General features: G+C 64.8%; 17 protein-coding genes. 12 read left to right on the forward strand and 5 right to left on the reverse strand.

The window, feature by feature from the left end; translation table 11 throughout:
- Window positions 1-195: 195 nt before the first annotated feature.
- Window positions 196-903 carry a GntR family transcriptional regulator gene (locus tag HALZIN_RS0115430; protein WP_051907557.1) on the reverse strand — a complete coding sequence of 236 codons (708 nt, stop codon included), beginning with the start codon at window positions 901-903 and terminating at the stop codon, window positions 196-198.
- A gap of 194 nt (window positions 904-1,097) precedes the next feature.
- Between HALZIN_RS0115430 and HALZIN_RS0115435 the strand changes: the two genes are divergently transcribed.
- The 5 genes from HALZIN_RS0115435 (at window position 1,098) to hydA (ending at window position 6,392) form a co-directional block, all read left to right on the forward strand.
- Window positions 1,098-1,835, forward strand: a complete 738-nt coding sequence (locus HALZIN_RS0115435; protein ID WP_031385085.1) for a maleate cis-trans isomerase family protein — start codon at window positions 1,098-1,100, stop codon at window positions 1,833-1,835.
- 68 nt (window positions 1,836-1,903) lie between these two features.
- Complete coding sequence (locus HALZIN_RS0115440; protein ID WP_051907558.1) at window positions 1,904-2,962, forward strand: TRAP transporter substrate-binding protein; 1,059 nt, start codon at window positions 1,904-1,906, stop codon at window positions 2,960-2,962.
- Window positions 2,963-3,018: 56 nt separating this feature from the next.
- The gene (locus tag HALZIN_RS0115445) at window positions 3,019-3,633 is read left to right on the forward strand and encodes a TRAP transporter small permease subunit (RefSeq protein WP_051907559.1); all 615 of its coding nucleotides are present in this window, start codon (window positions 3,019-3,021) and stop codon (window positions 3,631-3,633) included.
- A complete protein-coding gene (locus HALZIN_RS0115450; RefSeq protein WP_031385088.1) occupies window positions 3,630-4,931 on the forward strand; it encodes a TRAP transporter large permease in 1,302 nt (433 codons plus the stop codon). Before HALZIN_RS0115445 ends, HALZIN_RS0115450 begins: the two co-directional genes overlap by 4 nt.
- 33 nt (window positions 4,932-4,964) lie before the next feature.
- Window positions 4,965-6,392: a dihydropyrimidinase gene (gene hydA / locus HALZIN_RS0115455; protein WP_031385089.1), complete on the forward strand. Its 1,428-nt coding sequence runs from the start codon at window positions 4,965-4,967 to the stop codon at window positions 6,390-6,392.
- 146 nt (window positions 6,393-6,538) lie between these two features.
- On the opposite strand, the gene HALZIN_RS0115460 is transcribed toward hydA, so the two are convergent.
- From HALZIN_RS0115460 to HALZIN_RS0115470, 3 genes are all read right to left on the reverse strand, one after another.
- Window positions 6,539-6,874, reverse strand: coding sequence for a hypothetical protein (locus tag HALZIN_RS0115460; protein ID WP_031385090.1), 336 nt, complete (start codon window positions 6,872-6,874; stop codon window positions 6,539-6,541).
- A gap of 32 nt (window positions 6,875-6,906) precedes the next feature.
- On the reverse strand, window positions 6,907-7,095 hold the full coding sequence (locus HALZIN_RS0115465) for a hypothetical protein (RefSeq protein ID WP_031385091.1): 189 nt from the start codon (window positions 7,093-7,095) through the stop codon (window positions 6,907-6,909).
- Between the two features lie 85 nt (window positions 7,096-7,180).
- Window positions 7,181-7,555, reverse strand: a complete 375-nt coding sequence (locus HALZIN_RS0115470; RefSeq protein ID WP_051907560.1) for a MurR/RpiR family transcriptional regulator — start codon at window positions 7,553-7,555, stop codon at window positions 7,181-7,183.
- 56 nt (window positions 7,556-7,611) lie between these two features.
- Between HALZIN_RS0115470 and HALZIN_RS0115475 the strand changes: the two genes are divergently transcribed.
- The 5 genes from HALZIN_RS0115475 (at window position 7,612) to HALZIN_RS0115495 (ending at window position 13,412) form a co-directional block, all read left to right on the forward strand.
- A complete protein-coding gene (locus HALZIN_RS0115475) occupies window positions 7,612-8,868 on the forward strand; it encodes an amino acid deaminase (RefSeq protein ID WP_236255000.1) in 1,257 nt (418 codons plus the stop codon).
- 187 nt (window positions 8,869-9,055) lie between these two features.
- Window positions 9,056-9,733 carry a cupredoxin domain-containing protein gene (locus HALZIN_RS0115480; protein ID WP_031385093.1) on the forward strand — a complete coding sequence of 226 codons (678 nt, stop codon included), beginning with the start codon at window positions 9,056-9,058 and terminating at the stop codon, window positions 9,731-9,733.
- A gap of 1 nt (window position 9,734) precedes the next feature.
- The gene (locus HALZIN_RS0115485; RefSeq protein ID WP_031385094.1) at window positions 9,735-12,086 is read left to right on the forward strand and encodes a putative bifunctional diguanylate cyclase/phosphodiesterase; all 2,352 of its coding nucleotides are present in this window, start codon (window positions 9,735-9,737) and stop codon (window positions 12,084-12,086) included.
- A gap of 13 nt (window positions 12,087-12,099) precedes the next feature.
- A complete protein-coding gene (locus tag HALZIN_RS0115490) occupies window positions 12,100-12,957 on the forward strand; it encodes a DUF3034 family protein (RefSeq protein WP_150113129.1) in 858 nt (285 codons plus the stop codon).
- A gap of 14 nt (window positions 12,958-12,971) precedes the next feature.
- Entirely contained in the window at window positions 12,972-13,412 is a 441-nt protein-coding gene (locus HALZIN_RS0115495) for a group I truncated hemoglobin (RefSeq protein WP_031385096.1), read from the forward strand.
- Between the two features lie 68 nt (window positions 13,413-13,480).
- Here the strand turns inward: HALZIN_RS0115495 and serA are convergent, their stop codons facing one another.
- Complete coding sequence (serA, locus tag HALZIN_RS0115500; RefSeq protein ID WP_031385097.1) at window positions 13,481-14,731, reverse strand: phosphoglycerate dehydrogenase; 1,251 nt, start codon at window positions 14,729-14,731, stop codon at window positions 13,481-13,483.
- A 322-nt stretch (window positions 14,732-15,053) separates the two neighbouring features.
- Here serA and xseB point away from each other — a divergent pair, with 322 nt between their 5' ends.
- Window positions 15,054-15,347 carry an exodeoxyribonuclease VII small subunit gene (gene xseB / locus HALZIN_RS0115505; protein ID WP_031385098.1) on the forward strand — a complete coding sequence of 98 codons (294 nt, stop codon included), beginning with the start codon at window positions 15,054-15,056 and terminating at the stop codon, window positions 15,345-15,347.
- Window positions 15,337-16,227, forward strand: a complete 891-nt coding sequence (locus HALZIN_RS0115510) for a farnesyl diphosphate synthase (protein WP_051907561.1) — start codon at window positions 15,337-15,339, stop codon at window positions 16,225-16,227. The genes xseB and HALZIN_RS0115510 overlap by 11 nt, the downstream gene beginning before the upstream one ends.
- The last annotated feature ends 8 nt before the right edge of the window (window positions 16,228-16,235 follow it).

The raw sequence follows: 16,235 nt of genomic DNA on the forward strand, positions 1-16,235 counted from the left end.
TTGACCATAGACCCGAGAAATTTGAAATTCAAAACTTTGGATACTATTTTTTTAAAAAATGATATATATCAATTTATTATGTTTTTTAAAATCTTGAATGAGGAATGAAGAATGAGGAATGAGGAATGAGAGACGAGAAGGAGAGGTTCCGCGGCCGGCGAAAACGGTGACGGCCGGCGGAGCCAGGCAGGAGAGTCAGCCCTGACGAAGGCCCTGGAGGACGGCGTTGCCGGTCTTGTGCATGTGCAGGCTCAGCGCATCGGAAAGCGCCTGAGCGTCGCGGCGTTCCAGCGCCTCGACGAAGTATTCGTGCTCTCGGGCGGATTCCTCCCAGCGTCCCAACTGCATATTGGCAGCATAGCGGGCACGGGTGATCTTCAGTGACAAAGACGTCTCCAGATCCAGAAGCACACGATTCCCGGCGATCTCGGTGAGTCGGCGATGAATGGCCTGATTGACCTGGAAGTATTCGTGACGTTGATTGGCGTGGAAGTGCTCCATCATGCGCTCGTGCAGGGTGCGGATTTCAGTGATTTCGGCATCGCTGGCGCGCGTTGCCAGCAGTGAACCGGAAAGGCGTTCCAGTGACGCCATGACCTCGAACAGATCGGCGACCTCGGCCGGATCCACCACGGTGACCTTGGCGCCGCGATTGGACAGCAGCTCCACCAGCCCCTCGTTGGCCAGTACCTTGAGTGCCTGGCGCAACGGGGTCGGCGATACCTCGAAGGCATCGCACAGTTGCCGCTCGGAGATGCGGCTGCCCGGGGGAAGTTCACCTTCCAGGACCATTTCCCGAAGGCGCTCGGTGACCGCCTCGTAGAGGGTGTGGCGGCGCAGCGGTGTCGCCCGCGATGAGGTGTCGGCTCGGTCTTCGAACTTGATGGATGGTGTCTCTGACATTGGCGTGCTCCTTGTCTCGTGATTATCGGCGTCGGCGTGCGTCCTTCTGGCAGCGCGCAAAAAGCCGTTTGCAAAATTCTAGCGCTGTGCAATGCTGAAGTCAGGGAAGAAATTTGGAATTCCAAATTTCAAATCCCGTTTGGCAATGCCGACAGGCCAACAACAAACACAATGATGACAAGGATCTCTTCCGTATGGATCGCACGCTCATCGGTATGCTCACGCCCTCCTCCAATACCGTGCTGGAGCCCTACACCAGCGCGATGTTGCTGGAGCTGATGCCCGAAGTCACGGCGCACTTCCAACGCTTCACGGTCACGGAGATTTCCATGCGCGAGCAGGCGCTCGCTCAGTTCGATCCCGCCCCGCAACTCGCGGCGGCCCAGTTGCTCAACGACGCCCGCATGGATGTGATCGCCTGGAACGGCACGTCGTCCAGCTGGCTCGGCTTCGAGGCCGATCGTCGGCTGTGCGCGGCGATCACCGAGGCCACCGGTGTACCGGCGACCTCCAGCGTACTGGCGCTCAACGAGGTGCTGGCTCGCACTGAGGTGACCCGGCTGGGCCTGGTGACGCCCTACCTGGATGACATCCAGGCGGCGATCATTGCCAACTATCGGGCCGCCGGGCATGAGGTGGTCGCCGAGCGCCATCTCGACGATCGTGGCAACTTCTCCTTTTCCGAGTACGACGAGGCCACCCTGGTCGGGTTGGTGCGCGAGGTCGCCGAGGCACGTCCACAGGCGATCACGATCCTCTGCACCAATCTGCGCGGGGCCGGGATCGTCGCCGAACTCGAGCGAGAACTCGGCATTCCCATCTACGACTCGGTCAGCGTGACGGTCTGGATGTGTCTGAAGCTGGCGGGTGTCGATCCGGCTCGTATCACCGGCTGGGGGATGCTGTTCGCCGATCCCCGGTTACGGGACTGATTCGACGACTGCTTCCCCGACGAAACGCTGACCGACAATAACAAACCAATCGGCAATGAGGGACAACAATGCGATCTACAACATTCAAAAACGTCATGCTGGGTGCTTTCCTGATCTCTGGCCTGGTGCTGGGCGGTCTCGCCCAGGCCGAGATCCAACTGCGAGTGGTGGGAAATTTCTCCGGTAACAAGAAGCAGGTGGACGGTGTCGAGCGGCCGTTCTTTGCCAAGCTCGATGCGCGCGACGACATGCGCGTGACCTACAATACCATGGACGCCATCGGACTCGAGGCGGCCGATGCGCTGCGCAACCTGCGCTCCGGCGCCTTCGATGTGATGTCGGTGCAGATCGGCATGGCCTCCCGCGACGATCCTTTCTTCGAAGGCGTCGACCTGGCGGGCGTGGCCCAGAATCTCGACGAACAGCGCGAGGTGGTCGATGCGATTCGCGAGAAGATGGACGCGCGCCTTCAAGAGCGCTTCAACGCCAAGCTGATGACGCTGTGGCCGTTCGGTCCGCAGATGCTGTTCTGCAATGGCGACATCGAAGGCCTAGACGATCTGCAGGGCAAGAAGGTGCGCGTGTTCACGCCCTCCATGTCGCGTCTGGTGGAAGGCCTGGGGGCGACGCCGGTGACCCTGCAGTTCAGCGAGGTCTATCTCGCGCTGCAACGTGGCGTGGCCGATTGCGGCGTGACTGCGCCCACCGCCGCCAATAGCGGAAAGTGGCCTGAGGTCACCACCCACTTGGTGCCGCTACCGCTGTCCTTCTCCGTTCAGGGGCATTTCATGAACTTGGATGCCTGGAATCGCCTCGATGCGGCCCAGCAGGAAGAACTGACCGCGGCATTCAAGGAAATGGAAAAGCAGATGTGGGATCTCGCCCGTGACGTCAACGACGACGCCATCGCCTGCAGTACCGGCCAGGATTCCTGCCAGGACCACACCGCCTACGACATGACCCTGGTCGACATCGACGACTCGTCCTCGCAGCTGGTGAGCGAGGTCGCCAGTGAAGCGGTGCTGCCGGTCTGGGGCGAGCAGTGCAACGCGCAGTATCCCGAGTGCACCCAGGTATGGAACGAGACCGTGGGTGACGTGACCGGCTTCCAGATTCAGCGGCCGTAATCGCCGGCGGCAGGGGGCATTGGCCCTCTGCCGCGGCATCTTGGGAGACTTTCTTGATGCTGACGCAGAAATTCCAACTGGCCGCCCACAAGTTGGCCCATGGCGCGGCCATTGCGGCGGGTTATGCCGCCCTGGGCCTGTCGCTATTGATTGCCTTCGAGGTAATAGCGCGCAAATTCTTCAACTTTTCCTTGCAGGGCGTCGACGAGATCGGTGGCTACGTGCTGGCCATCGGCGTGGCCTTCAGCTTCGCCTATGCCTTGCTGCATCGTGCCCATACCCGGGTCGACATGCTGTTGGTCAAGCTACCGGTGCCTCTGCGCGCCTTCCTGAACACGCTGGCCATGCTGCTGCTGGCAGCCTTTGCCGCCTTCATGCTATGGCGGGCTGTCGAGACGCTACGCGAGACCCTGGAATTCGGCAGCCGCGCCAGCACGCCGCTGCAGACGCCGCTGTGGATTCCCCAGACCCTGTGGGGCCTGGGTCTTGGCGTGTTCGCCTTGCTGGCGGTGCTGCTGGCACTACGTGCTCTAAGTCTATTGCTGCACGGTTGTTTCGCGTCCATCAACGGCGAGTTCGATCCCCGCTCCGCGGATGATGAACTGGACGAGGCGCGTCAGGACTACGGCGCCAGCGTGCCCGAATCTCAGCAGAGGAGAAGCCCCTCATGATCGGTGCTTTCGAGGTCATGATTGGATTTTTCATCATGCTGGGCATGATGGCTCTGGGGATCCACGTCGCGGTGGCGATCTTTTTCGTGGCGGTGCTAGCGACGTTGATGTTTCTCGGCCTGCCGCTGCTGTACTCCTTCGGCGATACCCTGTGGGGCACACTCAATGACTTCATCCTCACGGCGATACCGCTATTCATTCTGTTGGGGGAGCTACTGCTGCGTAGCGGTGTGACCGAGCGCATGTACAGCGCCCTGTCGGTATGGCTCAACCGTCTGCCCGGTGGCCTTTTGCACACCAACATCGGCGCCTCTTCGGTATTCGCCGCCATGTCCGGCTCCTCGGTAGCCACCGCCGCCACCATCGGCACCGTGGCCTTGCCGGCCTTCGCCGAACGCGGCTACAGCGAGCGTCTAGCGCTGGGCACGCTGGCCGCGGGAGCGACGCTCGGCATTTTGATTCCACCCAGCATCAACATGATCATCTACGGCGCGATCACCAACACCTCGATCGGCAAGCTGTTCATTGCGGGGATCTTGCCTGGATTAGCTTTGGCTGGGGCCTTTATGCTGGCGATCATGGCCTTCAGCCTGCTGCGTCCCGGGGTGGCTGGAGAGCGCGAAGCGCGTGTTCCATTGCGCAAGCGCCTGGCGTCGCTGGTGGACCTGTTACCGCCGACTTTCGTCTTCGCCATTGTCATGGGCAGCATCTACGGTGGCTGGGCCACCCCCACCGAGGCGGCGGCGCTGGGAGTGGTGGCCGCATCGGTAGTGGCGGCCCTCAACCGCAAGCTGACCGTCAAGATGCTGCATGAGTGCTTCCTGTCCATGGCGCGCACCACGGCGATGATCATGCTGATCATCGTCGCCGCTTTCTTCCTCAACTACATCGTCGGCATCCTGGGAATCCCCAACACCCTGACGCGTTGGGTCGCGGACCTGGGGCTCTCGCCCATGGGGCTGATCCTGGCACTGGTGATCTTCTACCTGGTGCTGGGCTGCTTCCTCGAGACGCTCTCGATGATGATCGCCACCGTGCCCATCGTGGTACCCATGGTCGTGCAGTTCGGCTTCGACCCGGTGTGGTTCGGTATCTTCCTGGTGATCATGATGGAAATCTCGCTGATCACCCCGCCCATTGGCATGAACCTTTACGTGGTCCAGGGGGTGCGCGGCAAGGGCTCGATTGCCGATGTGATGCTCGGCAGTCTGCCGTTTCTCGCCATCATGCTGGCCTTCGTGGCGCTGATCATCGTCTGGCCGGGGCTGGTGCTGTGGTTGCCCAATGCCATGGGCTGACGCTATATCACGACATCAATGGGACTCGTAATCATGCGTTTCGACACCTTGATAAAAAACGCTCTGATCATTACTGCGGTCGACCGTTTCTCCGCCGACATCGGCATTCATGGCGGGCGTATTACGGCCTTGGGGCGGGATCTCGGCGAGGCCGATGACATCATCGATGCCGAAGGCCTATGGGTGCTGCCCGGCGGCATCGACGCCCATTGCCATCTGGATCAGCCCCTCGGCGATGGCGCGGTGATGGCCGACGACTTCCATAGCGGCACACGCTCGGCGGCGGCGGGAGGCACCACCACGGTGATTCCCTTCGCCGCTCAGCACAAGGGGCAGTCGCTGCGCGCCGCGGTGGAGGATTATCATCGGCGCAGCGAAGGCAAGGCCTTCATCGATTATGCCTTCCACATGATCGTCACCGATCCCAACGAAACGGTATTGAAGGAAGAGCTACCGGCGCTGATCGAGGAGGGCTACAGCTCCTTCAAGATCTACATGACCTACGATGATCTCAGGCTCAACGACCGCGAGATCCTCAATGTGCTGGCCCTGGCGCGGCGTGAGGGGGCCATGGTCATGGTGCATGCGGAGAATGCCGACTGCATCGCCTACCTGGCCGAGCTGCTTACCGAAAGCGGCCAGACCGGGCCCTATTACCACGGCGTGGCGCATTCGAGCATCGGCGAGCGTGAGGCGTCCCATCGGGCGATTTCGTTGGCGGAGCTGGTCGACGTGCCGGTGCTGATCGTCCACGTCTCCGGCCCCGAGGCCATCGAGCAGATTCGCTGGGCCCAGAACCGGGGACTGCGCGTCTACGGCGAGACCTGCCCGCAGTACCTGATGCTCACCGCTGCCGACCTGGACCGCGACGGCTTCGACGGCGCCAAGTACGTGTGCAGCCCGCCGCCCCGCGACCCGGCGGCCCAGGAAGCGGTCTGGCAGGGGTTGGAGACTGGCGTGTTCCAGGTGTTCTCCTCGGATCACGCGCCGTTTCGCTTCGACGATCCCCAGGGCAAGAAGCTGCACGGCGAACACGCCCACTTCGAGCACATTCCCAACGGCATTCCCGGCCTCGAGACGCGCCTGCCGATCCTGTTCTCCGAAGGCGTGGTCAAGCAGCGCATCGACGTCACCCGCTTCGTCGCGCTGACCGCGACCAATCCGGCCAAGATCTACGGGCTCTACCCGCGCAAGGGCACCATCGCCATCGGCAGTGATGCCGACCTGACCCTATGGGACGCGGCGGCGAAGAGCACCATACGCAACGCCGAGCTGCACCACGCCGTCGACTACACGCCCTACGAGGGACTGGAGCTCACCGGCAAGCCGGTTCTGACCCTGTGCCGTGGCCGGATGGTGTCCCGAAATGGCCAGCCCACCGCTGCGCCGGGCGACGGTATCTTCCTGCACTGCGACAGGCCGCAGCCGGCGCGCCCGCGTGGCGAGGCCAAAGGGTTCTGAGCTTGTCTCAGGGCGAAGGCATGTTGCCCTGAGGCCAAGCCGTCCAGGGGTAGTGCGCGACGATCTCGCGAATGACTTCGTCGAACAAAGCGAAAGCGGCCCCGGCGGTGCCGGGGCCATTGGCGAGCCGCTGAAGAGGCGCTCGGTCAGCTGGCCGGCGGGGCGCTCGGCTGGGTCAGCGTCGCCTTGGGGGCGCGCTCCATGCGCTCGCGCTCCTGGTCGAGCTTGGCCAGTGCCTCGGCCTCGCTGACCCGCGAGGCCGGCGTGGCCAGGCTGGCCACTACACCACCCAGCGTGGCGACCACGACGGCAGGAATGCTGGGGTTGCCCCAGAAGTCGCTCCAGCTGTCGTTCGAAATGACCGCCAGCGAGGTGACCGAGGCACTAATCAGGCTGGCTACCGCCCCTTGCCAGTTGTAGCGCGGCCAGAAGCGGCCCAGCATGCCGCACACGAACAGCCCGGCGAGCACCGTCGAGATCATCTTGGTGATATAGCTGATGACGTTGTCCGAGGTCAGCGCGAAGGCGCGGCGGCATCCACCGCGTCGGCGTAGGCCTCGAAGCTCGGGTAGCGGAAGTCCTCGGCGCGGCCCAGCAGGTTCATCGGGTCGGGCACGTCACCGCTGAGCGCCCCCGGCGCGGCGCTGATCCCGCAGTTGCCGACCACCACCGGGGTCACCCCCTGCGAGAGCTTGGGCAGCATCCCGGGGGGCGGATGACGTGGGTGTCGTCGTGGGTATGCACGTCGACGATCCAGGCGCCGCGGATCAGGGTGTCGTAACGCATGCTCAGTCCCCCAGCGGTTGGCGGTTGTCACCGCCGCGGTGGGCGTCGAGGGTGATCTTGAGCCGGCGCAGCTTGATGCGCGAGCGGTCCTGATGGCGCAGCGCCAATTCGAGGGCCAGCACGTCGATGGCGGCGAGCATGGCGTAGCGCGACGCCGAGGGGTGGTAGATGAAGTCGGTCTCGCGGGCCACCACCGGCAGCACCACGTCGCTGGGCTCCAGCGACGAGGCGACCATCCGCGGCAGCAGCGACTGCGGGTAGGCGCTGATCGCGTAGCCCAGCCGCACCAGCCGAAACTGCAGCTGCTGGGTGAGCATCGTCGAACTGCCGCCGGCGCCGAACGTGAGGATCTGGCGCGCGCCGTCGAGCAGTTCCACGGCACCGGCGACGGCGAACAGGGCGCCAGCCCGGGAGGAGGGGTATGAGAGAACCGATGACTGAACCGATGAGTGAACCGGCCAAGCGCAAGGCAATAAGCAACAAGGGCACGCCCGAGACGGGGCGCTCGCTGCTGAATGGGGTCAGCCTGCCGGCGGCGGCGATCTTCGAGGCGCCGCTTTCGCACAATCTGGCCTGGATGCAACGCTTCGCCGAGGCGCATGGCGCGCATCTCGCACCGCACGGCAAGACCACCATGACCCCGGCGCTGTTCAGGCGCCAGCTCGAGGCCGGCGCCTGGGGCATCACCCTGGCGACCGCCCCGCAGTGCCGCGCGGCCTTCGCCAGCGGCGTACCGCGCCTGTTGCTGGCCAATCAGCTGGTCGGCGAGGCCAACATGGCGATCGTCGCCGGGCTGATCGAGGCCGGCGCCGAGTTCTACTGCGTGGTCGACGGCGAGGCCAACGCCCGCGCGCTGGGACGGTTCTTCGCCGCGCGCGGGTTGACGCTCAACGTGCTGATCGAACTGGGTGTGCCCGGCGGGCGCACCGGCTGCCGCTCGCCGGAGCGGGTGTTCGAACTGGCGCGTCTGGTCGACGCCGAACCGGCGTTGCAACTGGCCGGCATGGAGGGCTACGAGGGCGTCGTGACTGACGCGTCGCAGGGCGCCGACCCGGTGCCGGCGATTCGGGATTATGCCGCACGGCTGGTCGAGTGCGCGCAGCGCCTCGATCGCGACGGCTTGATCGGTGTCGGCGAGCCGCTCGTCACCGCCTCGGGCTCGGCCTGGTACGACCTGATCGCCGAGGCCTTCGACGCCGCCGAACTGCGCGAGCGCTTCACGCCGGTGCTGCGCCCGGGCTGCTACGTGGTTCACGACCATGGCCTCTATCGTCAGGCCCAGCGCGGCGTGCTGGCGCGCCGCCCGGACCTGCACGAGGGGTTAAAGCCCGCGCTCGAGGTGTTCGCCCAGGTGCAGTCGCTGCCCGAGCCGGGACTGGCGATCGTCGCCCTGGGCAAGCGCGACATCGGCTTCGACCAGTTGCCCGAGCCGCTGCGTCGCTATCGAGAGCAAGGGCCGCGCGAGGGCGGCCGCGCCGACGAGACGCTGAGCGTCGCCGGCTGGCGGCTGACCCGGCTGATGGACCAGCACGCCTTCATCGAGCTGCCCGCGGGAAGCGACGACGTCGCGGTCGGCGACATCGTCGCCTTCGGCGCCTCGCACCCCTGCCTGACCTTCGACAAGTGGCGCCAGGTGCTGCTGGTCGACGACGCGCTTAGCGTTCGTGAGATGATGGAAACCCGATTTTGAGCGCCTGCGGCACCGCGGACTGGAGGCGGCGGGGCGTACTTTGTATGCCGGGCTGGGCGTGGAGTTCTGAGCCGGCCGAGGTGCCGCTGACGCTTCTCGTGAGTGGCGGCGCCTCAAGTTTGCCCCGGCTTCGGCCGATATCGCTGTGATGGGGCGATAGCAGTCTCGGCAAACGGCAGGAGGGGTGATGGCTCACAAGGCGCGTTGGATTGCATGGCTGGCATGGCCGCTGGCGCTGGTCTGCGTGACGCCGGCGTTGGCGGCAACGGTGACCGTCACGGACTCAGCCACCGGGCGTCCTTTGGCGGATGCGGTGGTCGAGGTCTATGCGTCGGGCACCATGCCGGTAGAACGCGATGCGCCTGCGTATGAAATGATGCAGCGTCAGACAACCTTCATTCCCTACGTGCTGGCGGTGCCGGTCGGTGCCGCCGTGGAATTTCCCAATCGTGACACCACGCGCCACCAGGCCTATTCCTTCTCGCCGGCCCATCCGTTCAATCTGGATCTCTTTCTGCGTGAGACTCCGCCGCCGGAGTATTTCGACAAGCCTGGCGTGGTGGTGGTGGGCTGCAATATTCACGATTCCATGCAGGCATTCATCATCGTCAGCGAGGCGCCCTATTTCGCCAAGACCGGCGACGACGGCACGGTGTCATTCGACTTGCCACCCGGTAACCATCGCCTGCGCATATGGCATCCGAAACTGGAAGACACCCACTACGAGTGGTGGGAGGGCGAGCTAGCGGGCAATACGTCACGCAGCGTGGCGCTGACGCTCAACGCCAGCCTGCCGGCGGTGGAAAAGCCCTCGGCGCTGGAGCGGCGTTTCCAGCAGGCCCTGCAACAGCGGCAGTCGAACTGACATGTCGTTTCGCCGGCGCTTGCTACTGGTCATGCTGGCGGTGGTGTGCGTCGCTCAGTTGGTGACGGCCGCCGCCACCTTGCTGACCATCCGCCAGGATGTGTTGCAAAAGGGTGAGCAGGAGTTGGATGTCAGCCTCGGCGTTATGCGTCAGCTACTCGATGAGCGTGGCCAGCAGCTACGCAACAACGTGGCCATCCTGACCGCGGATTTTGGCTTCAAAAGTGCTATCAGCTCGCAGGATGTCGGCACTCTGGCAAGCGTTCTTGCCAATCATGGCGCGCGTGCTGGTGCCGATATCGTGCTGTTGGCCGACCCCAAGGGCGATATCCTCGCCAGCAGCAACCATGCCCCCGGCACCCCGATCGGGTTTTCCCGACTATGGCAGCAGGCCCAGCGCGATGGTCAGGCGATCGGCGTAATCCTTGAGGCGGACCTGCCCTATCAGTTCGTGCTGCTGCCGGTGGGCGCGCCCAATCTGGTGGGCTGGGTGGGAATGGGCTTTTTACTCGATGGTCAACTGGCCGACGAGATCGGCCGCTTGACCCGTTTGCAGGTCAGCTTTCTGGTGGATGGCGGTGCGCCGGCGGGAAGCGCTGCAACGAAGTATGTCGCCGGTGCGCTGAAAAGCCAGCCGGACACCGCTATCGCCGGCTTGGCCGCCTCGCTGGCGCAAGGAAGCTACTTGAAGCACAGTGGTCTCGACGAATCGCTGGATGCCCTGACGCGGGCGGCGCTACTGAAGGAAGATGATTCCGCGGGGGCGGATGCGGGACGGGTCTATGCCATTATCCAGAACCCGTGGACCGACCTGCTGGCGATCTTCCAGGCATTGAGCTGGCAGTTGCTGGCCATCTTTGCGTTGACGCTGCTGCTGACCGTGCTGGCCGCCGCCATCAGTGCGCGGGGCATATCATTACCCTTGATGAGGTTGGCCGAAGCCGCTCAGCGTATCGGCCGCGGTGAGCGACTCGAGGGAATGCGGGTTGCCTCTCAGGGTGAGCTAGGCATGTTGGCCAACACCCTGATGACCATGCAAGAGGACATTGCCGAGCGCGAGCGACAGCAATTGTATCAGGCTTGTCACGACCAGCTGACCGACCTTGCCAATCGTCACTCGGCGCAGCAGGACATCGATGCCGCCGCGGCCCGTGAGCTGCCGTTTACGCTGTTGCGGCTGTCGATCAGCGGCTTTCGCGATATCAACGACACCTTCGGCTACGCCACGGGCGACCAAGTGCTGGTGCGGCTCGCCCAACGTCTGCGCGAGTTGCCGGCGCCGCTGCGCCAGGCCTACCGCCTGGGCGGCGATGAGTTCCTGCTGACCATCGACGGCCCCCAGACCCAGGACGATTGGCTGAAGGCGGTACGCAAGCGTCTTGCCCAGCCTATCGAGCTCGACCATGGCGCGCTGCGGCTCAAGCTGGTCTATGGCGAGGTAAACTTTCCACGCCACGGCAGCAATGGCTACTTGTTGTTGAGACGCGCGGAGGTCGCCATGGACATGGCGCAGCAGGCCAACCTCGGTTACCTGCGCTACATGGAAGGCCAGGACGAACAGCATCTGCGCCAGTTGACCCTGGCTCGCGATCTGCAGGAGGCGGCGGCGCGTCAGCAACTGAGCCTGGTCTATCAGCCCAAGATCGCCGCCGCAGGCGGTGAGCTGGTTTCTTTCGAGGCGCTGATGCGCTGGCGGCATCCCGAGCTGGGATTCATTGCGCCGGACGAATTCATCGCCCTGGCCGAGCGCTCCGGTTTCATCGGCCGGCTGACCCAGTGGATGCTCCACACGGTATGTCGTCAACTGGCCGACTGGCAGCGTCAGGGGCAGTGCGTGAACGTGGCGATCAACCTGTCGGCCCAGGACGTGGTTGATCCGGGTCTGCCGGGAATGGTCCGGCAGGCGCTCGACGAGCACGGCCTGGATGCCGGGCGGCTGGCGCTGGAAGTCACCGAGAGCGCGATCATCCAGGATCCCACGCTGGCTCGTACCATGCTCGGCGAGCTTTGCGACAGCGGCCTGCACATCGCCATCGACGACTACGGCACCGGCTATTCGTCGCTGTCGCAGCTCAAGAGCCTGCCGGTTCGCGAGTTGAAGATCGACAAGTCGTTCATCCTCAAGCTCGATCAGCAGTCCGACGACCGGATCATCGTGCGTTCGACCATCGAGCTTGGCCACAACCTGGGGCTCGAGGTGGTTGCCGAAGGCGTCGAGACCCTAGCCTCTCGCGAACTGCTGACGGCGCTGGGCTGCGACTATCTGCAGGGCTATCTGATTTCACGTCCCTTGCCGGCCGAGCAGGTGCTCGACTGGATCGACACCTATCGACGCTGCAAGGCCGACACTTGACCCGGAAATCACCATGATGCATCAGAACTTGAAGTGCCTCGCCCTGGCGGCCGGGCTGAGTGTGGCAGCGCTGATGGCGACCTCGGCCGAGGCGGGCAGCCGCCTGCTGGCGACTGGCGGAGTCACCCAGATCGAGGGTGCGGCGGGTGGGGGCCTCTCGCCATGGGGCGTGCTGGCCGGCACCGCCAGCGATACCGAAGTGGCGGTGACTGCCAGCGCGAGCGCGGCCGAGCTCGACGACTACGGGCTGCGGGTCGAGGGCGTGGCATTCAACTGGCGCGACCGGCTCGAAGTCTCCTATGCCCGTCAGCATCTCGATCTCGATACCCTGGGTGGCGATCTCGAGCAGGCAATCTACGGCGCCAAGCTGCGGCTGTTCGGCGACCCGCTCTACCACCCCTGGGGCAGCTGGAGCCTCGGCATCCAGCACAAGCGGCTCCGCGAAGGGCAGGCGCTGGCCCGCGCGGTGGGGGCCGAGGCGACCCAGGGCAATGACGTCTATCTGGCCGGCAGCAAGCTGCTGTTCGATGCGGTGGCCGGACGCAACCTGCTGGTCAATTTGACGCTGCGCTCGACCCGGGCCAACCAGGGTGGATTGCTGGGCTTCGGCGGCGATCGCGAATCGGAGCGCTCGCTGGTGATGGAAGGTTCGCTGGGGCTGTTCCTGACTCCCCGCTGGGTGGTAGGCATGGAGTATCGCCAGAAACCCGACAATCTCGGCTTTGCCGAGGAGGACGCCTGGCAGGATCTGTTCACGGCGGTATTCATCGACAAGCATGTCTCGTTGACCGGCGCGTGGCTCGATCTCGGCGACATCGCCGGGCTCGACAATCAGCGCGGCGGCTATCTGTCGCTGCAATTGGCCTTTTGATCGGGAGTACGACAATGACTCGCCTGCGTAGCGCTTTTCTCGTCCTTGTGTTGCTGTTGGCCGGCTGTGCCGGCTCGGGCGCCAAACCGCCACCGACACTGTATCAACAGCTCGGCGGCGAAGCGGGCGTTAGCGCCATCGTCGAGGACTTCGCCTATCGGGTCGCCGACGACCCGCAACTGGTGGGATTCTTCGCCAATACCAACATCGACCACCTGGTGGCGTCGCTGGAACAGCAGTTCTGCGCGGTCAGCGACGGCCCCTGCGTCTATCAGGGCCCGCCGATGGACAAGGTGCACCAGTACATGGGCATTCGCGAGACCGATTTCAATCGGCTGGTCGGCAAGTTGCAGGCGGCGTTGCTGGCACAGGGCGTACCCGCCGCGGCGCGCAATCAACTGCTCAAGCGCCTGGCAGCGATGCATGACGATGTGATGCGTCGTCAAGACGGCTAAAGCGGGCAAAGGCCCCGACAGGCAGCATGCCAGGGCGGGTGGGTATGGCTGGAAGTTTAAGCGGCGGCTTACTCTTCGAAATTGGTTTGCGAATAGAGCGCGCGGGTGCGCAGGGTGTGATCGACCTGCTTGATCGCCTCCAGCGCCTGGGCGCCGTAGGCCTTGTCGACGTCGACCACCACGTAGCCGACCTGCGGGTTGGTCTGCAGGAACTGGCCGGCGATGTTGATGCCGTTCTCGGACAGCACGCGGTTGATCTCGGAGAGCACCCCGGGCACGTTGTCGTGGATGTGCAGCAGGCGGTGCTTGTCCGGGTGGGCGGGCAGCGCCACCTCGGGGAAGTTGACCGAAGTGATGGTGGTGCCGTTGTCGGAGTAGGTGATCAGCTTCTCGGCGACCTCGATGCCGATGTTCTCCTGGGCCTCGAGGGTCGAGCCGCCGATGTGCGGAGTGAGGATCACGTTCTCGAGCCCGCGCAGCGGCGAGACGAACTCCTCGGCGTTGGCCTTGGGCTCGACCGGGAAGACGTCGATCGCCGCGCCCAGCAGCCGGCCGCTGTTGAGCGCCTCGGCGAGCTCCTCGATCACCACCACGCTGCCGCGCGAGGCGTTGATCAGGATGCTGCCCTGCTTCATCAGCGCCAGCTGTTCCTTGCCGATCATCCAGCGCGTCGAGGGCAGGTCGGGGACGTGCAGGCTGACCACGTCGGCGCGCGCCAGCAACTCTTGCAGGCTGCCGACCTGGCGGGCGTTGCCCATGCCCAGCTTGGTGATGGTGTCGTAGAAGATCACGTCGAGGCCCACCGACTCGGCGAGCACCGACAGCTGGGCGCCGATGTTGCCGTAGCCGACGATGCCCAGCGTCTTGCCGCGCGCCTCGTGAGCGTTCTTGGCCGACTTCAGCCAGCCGCCCTGATGCGCGCGGGCGCTCTTCTCGGGGATCCCGCGCAGCAGCATGATCGATTCGGCCAGCACCAGTTCCGCCACCGAGCGGGTGTTGGAGTAGGGCGCGTTGAACACCGGAATGCCGCGCGCCAGGGCGGCGTCGAGATCGACCTGGTTGGTGCCGATGCAGAAGCAGCCCACCGCGGTGAGCTTCTCGGCGGCGGCGAACACCCGCGCGTTGAGCTGGGTGCGCGAACGAATGCCGATGAAGTGGACGTCGCGGATCTTGTCGATCAGCGTGTCCTCGTCCAGTGAGGTCTGCAGATGCTCGATATTGGTGTAACCGGCGTTCAGGAAGTTATCCACCGCCGACTGATGAATGCCCTCAAGCAGCAGGATCTTGATCTTGCTCTTGTCCAGGGACGTTTTGGCCATTGTCGGTTCAACCCTTTTCGTCGCTGACGACGCGCTCGTTGGTGGGAAAGCGACCCGTTGGCTCCGGCTGAAAGAGGCCGCGACCGGTGGCAGGCCAAGCCAGGCAAGGGGTAGCGCAACAGGGCGCCTATCGTAGCACAGCGCCGGCGGGCGACGATGAAAATGCCGCAGCTTGACCATGAGCCCGGTTGATAGGGCGTGTCGGGCCAGCGCCTGCAGGCCGTGTCGGGGCAGGCACCCCGTTGCACAGCGTGTATACTGTCCGGCCAGACCCGTGCGGGCCGGCCATGCGGGCAGGCCCGTTTCGATGAGCGAGAATGGCATGCCAGACAAGGACCCCGCAGCGCCCGCGGATCGCGAGGCGCCGCCCGAGGATTTCGCCGCCACCCTGGAGCGGCTCGAGGCGCTGGTCGGCCAGCTCGAAGCCGGCGAGCTGACGCTGGAGGCGTCGCTGGCGGCCTTCGAGCAGGGCGTGCGGTTGACCCGCGATGCCCAGCGCCGGCTCGATGCCGCCGAGCTCCAGGTCCAGGCGCTGGTCGAACAGCCCGACGGACGCTTCGAAGCGACGCCGTTCACGGCTCCCAATCCGCCCTCGGAGAGCGGCAATGATCGATGAAACCATGGAATGGCCGCTGCGCCTGAGTGCCGATCAGGCGCGCATCAATGCCGAGCTCGAGGAGCTCTTCGCCCATCGCGACACGCCCGCCGATCGGCTCGAGGCGGCGATGCGCTACGCCGTGCTGGGCAACGGCAAGCGCCTGCGCGCGGTGCTGGTGTACACCGCCGGGCGCGCGCTGGGCGCCGACGATGAAACGCTCGATCCGGCGGCGGTGGCGATCGAACTGATCCATGCCTATTCGCTGGTCCACGACGACCTGCCGGCGATGGACGACGACGACCTGCGGCGTGGCCAGCCCACGGTGCACAAGGCCTTCGACGAGGCCACCGCGATTCTCGCCGGCGACGCCTTGCAGACGCTGGCCTTCGAATGGCTGGCCGACGCCGGCCATGGGCGGCTGGCGGCGATGATCCGGGTGTTGGCCCAGGCCGCCGGCCGCGATGGCATGGTCGCCGGCCAGGCGCTCGACCTGGGCGTGGTCGGCGGGCGCATCGACGCCGAGGCGCTGGCCCAGATCCATCGCTACAAGACCGGCGCGCTGATTCGCGCCGCGGTGCTGCTGGGCGGGCTGACGGCGGTGCCGATGAGCGACCCGCGACTGCAGCACCTGGAGCGTTACGCCAGCGCCATCGGCCTGGCCTTCCAGATCCATGACGACATTCTCGATGTCACCGGCGATACCGCCACGCTGGGCAAGGCCTCGGGCGCCGACGCCGCCCGCGACAAACCCTCCTATCCGGCCCTGATGGGCCTCGAGGCGGCTCGCGCCAAGGCCGACGAGCTGCTCGACGAGGCGCTGGCGGTGATCGCCCCGCTGGGCGAGGCCGGTGAGCCGTTGGCCGGTCTGGCCCGCTACATGATCGAGCGCGACTATTAAAGAGCCCT

The sequence above is a fragment of the Halomonas zincidurans B6 genome (assembly GCF_000731955.1).
GTDB lineage: Bacteria > Pseudomonadota > Gammaproteobacteria > Pseudomonadales > Halomonadaceae > Modicisalibacter > Modicisalibacter zincidurans.

Bases quoted from the DNA above. Each gene is read 5' to 3' on its own strand.
- HALZIN_RS0115430 (WP_051907557.1), bottom strand. From the start codon at position 903: ATGTCAGAGACACCATCCATCAAGTTCGAAGACCGAGCCGACACCTCA.
- HALZIN_RS0115435 (WP_031385085.1), top strand. From the start codon at position 1,098: ATGGATCGCACGCTCATCGGTATGCTCACGCCCTCCTCCAATACCGTG.
- HALZIN_RS0115440 (WP_051907558.1), top strand. From the start codon at position 1,904: ATGCGATCTACAACATTCAAAAACGTCATGCTGGGTGCTTTCCTGATC.
- HALZIN_RS0115445 (WP_051907559.1), top strand. From the start codon at position 3,019: ATGCTGACGCAGAAATTCCAACTGGCCGCCCACAAGTTGGCCCATGGC.
- HALZIN_RS0115450 (WP_031385088.1), top strand. From the start codon at position 3,630: ATGATCGGTGCTTTCGAGGTCATGATTGGATTTTTCATCATGCTGGGC.
- hydA (WP_031385089.1), top strand. From the start codon at position 4,965: ATGCGTTTCGACACCTTGATAAAAAACGCTCTGATCATTACTGCGGTC.
- HALZIN_RS0115460 (WP_031385090.1), bottom strand. From the start codon at position 6,874: ATGATCTCGACGGTGCTCGCCGGGCTGTTCGTGTGCGGCATGCTGGGC.
- HALZIN_RS0115465 (WP_031385091.1), bottom strand. From the start codon at position 7,095: ATGCTGCCCAAGCTCTCGCAGGGGGTGACCCCGGTGGTGGTCGGCAAC.
- HALZIN_RS0115475 (WP_236255000.1), top strand. From the start codon at position 7,612: ATGACTGAACCGATGAGTGAACCGGCCAAGCGCAAGGCAATAAGCAAC.
- HALZIN_RS0115480 (WP_031385093.1), top strand. From the start codon at position 9,056: ATGGCTCACAAGGCGCGTTGGATTGCATGGCTGGCATGGCCGCTGGCG.
- HALZIN_RS0115485 (WP_031385094.1), top strand. From the start codon at position 9,735: ATGTCGTTTCGCCGGCGCTTGCTACTGGTCATGCTGGCGGTGGTGTGC.
- HALZIN_RS0115490 (WP_150113129.1), top strand. From the start codon at position 12,100: ATGATGCATCAGAACTTGAAGTGCCTCGCCCTGGCGGCCGGGCTGAGT.
- HALZIN_RS0115495 (WP_031385096.1), top strand. From the start codon at position 12,972: ATGACTCGCCTGCGTAGCGCTTTTCTCGTCCTTGTGTTGCTGTTGGCC.
- serA (WP_031385097.1), bottom strand. From the start codon at position 14,731: ATGGCCAAAACGTCCCTGGACAAGAGCAAGATCAAGATCCTGCTGCTT.
- xseB (WP_031385098.1), top strand. From the start codon at position 15,054: ATGCCAGACAAGGACCCCGCAGCGCCCGCGGATCGCGAGGCGCCGCCC.
- HALZIN_RS0115510 (WP_051907561.1), top strand. From the start codon at position 15,337: ATGATCGATGAAACCATGGAATGGCCGCTGCGCCTGAGTGCCGATCAG.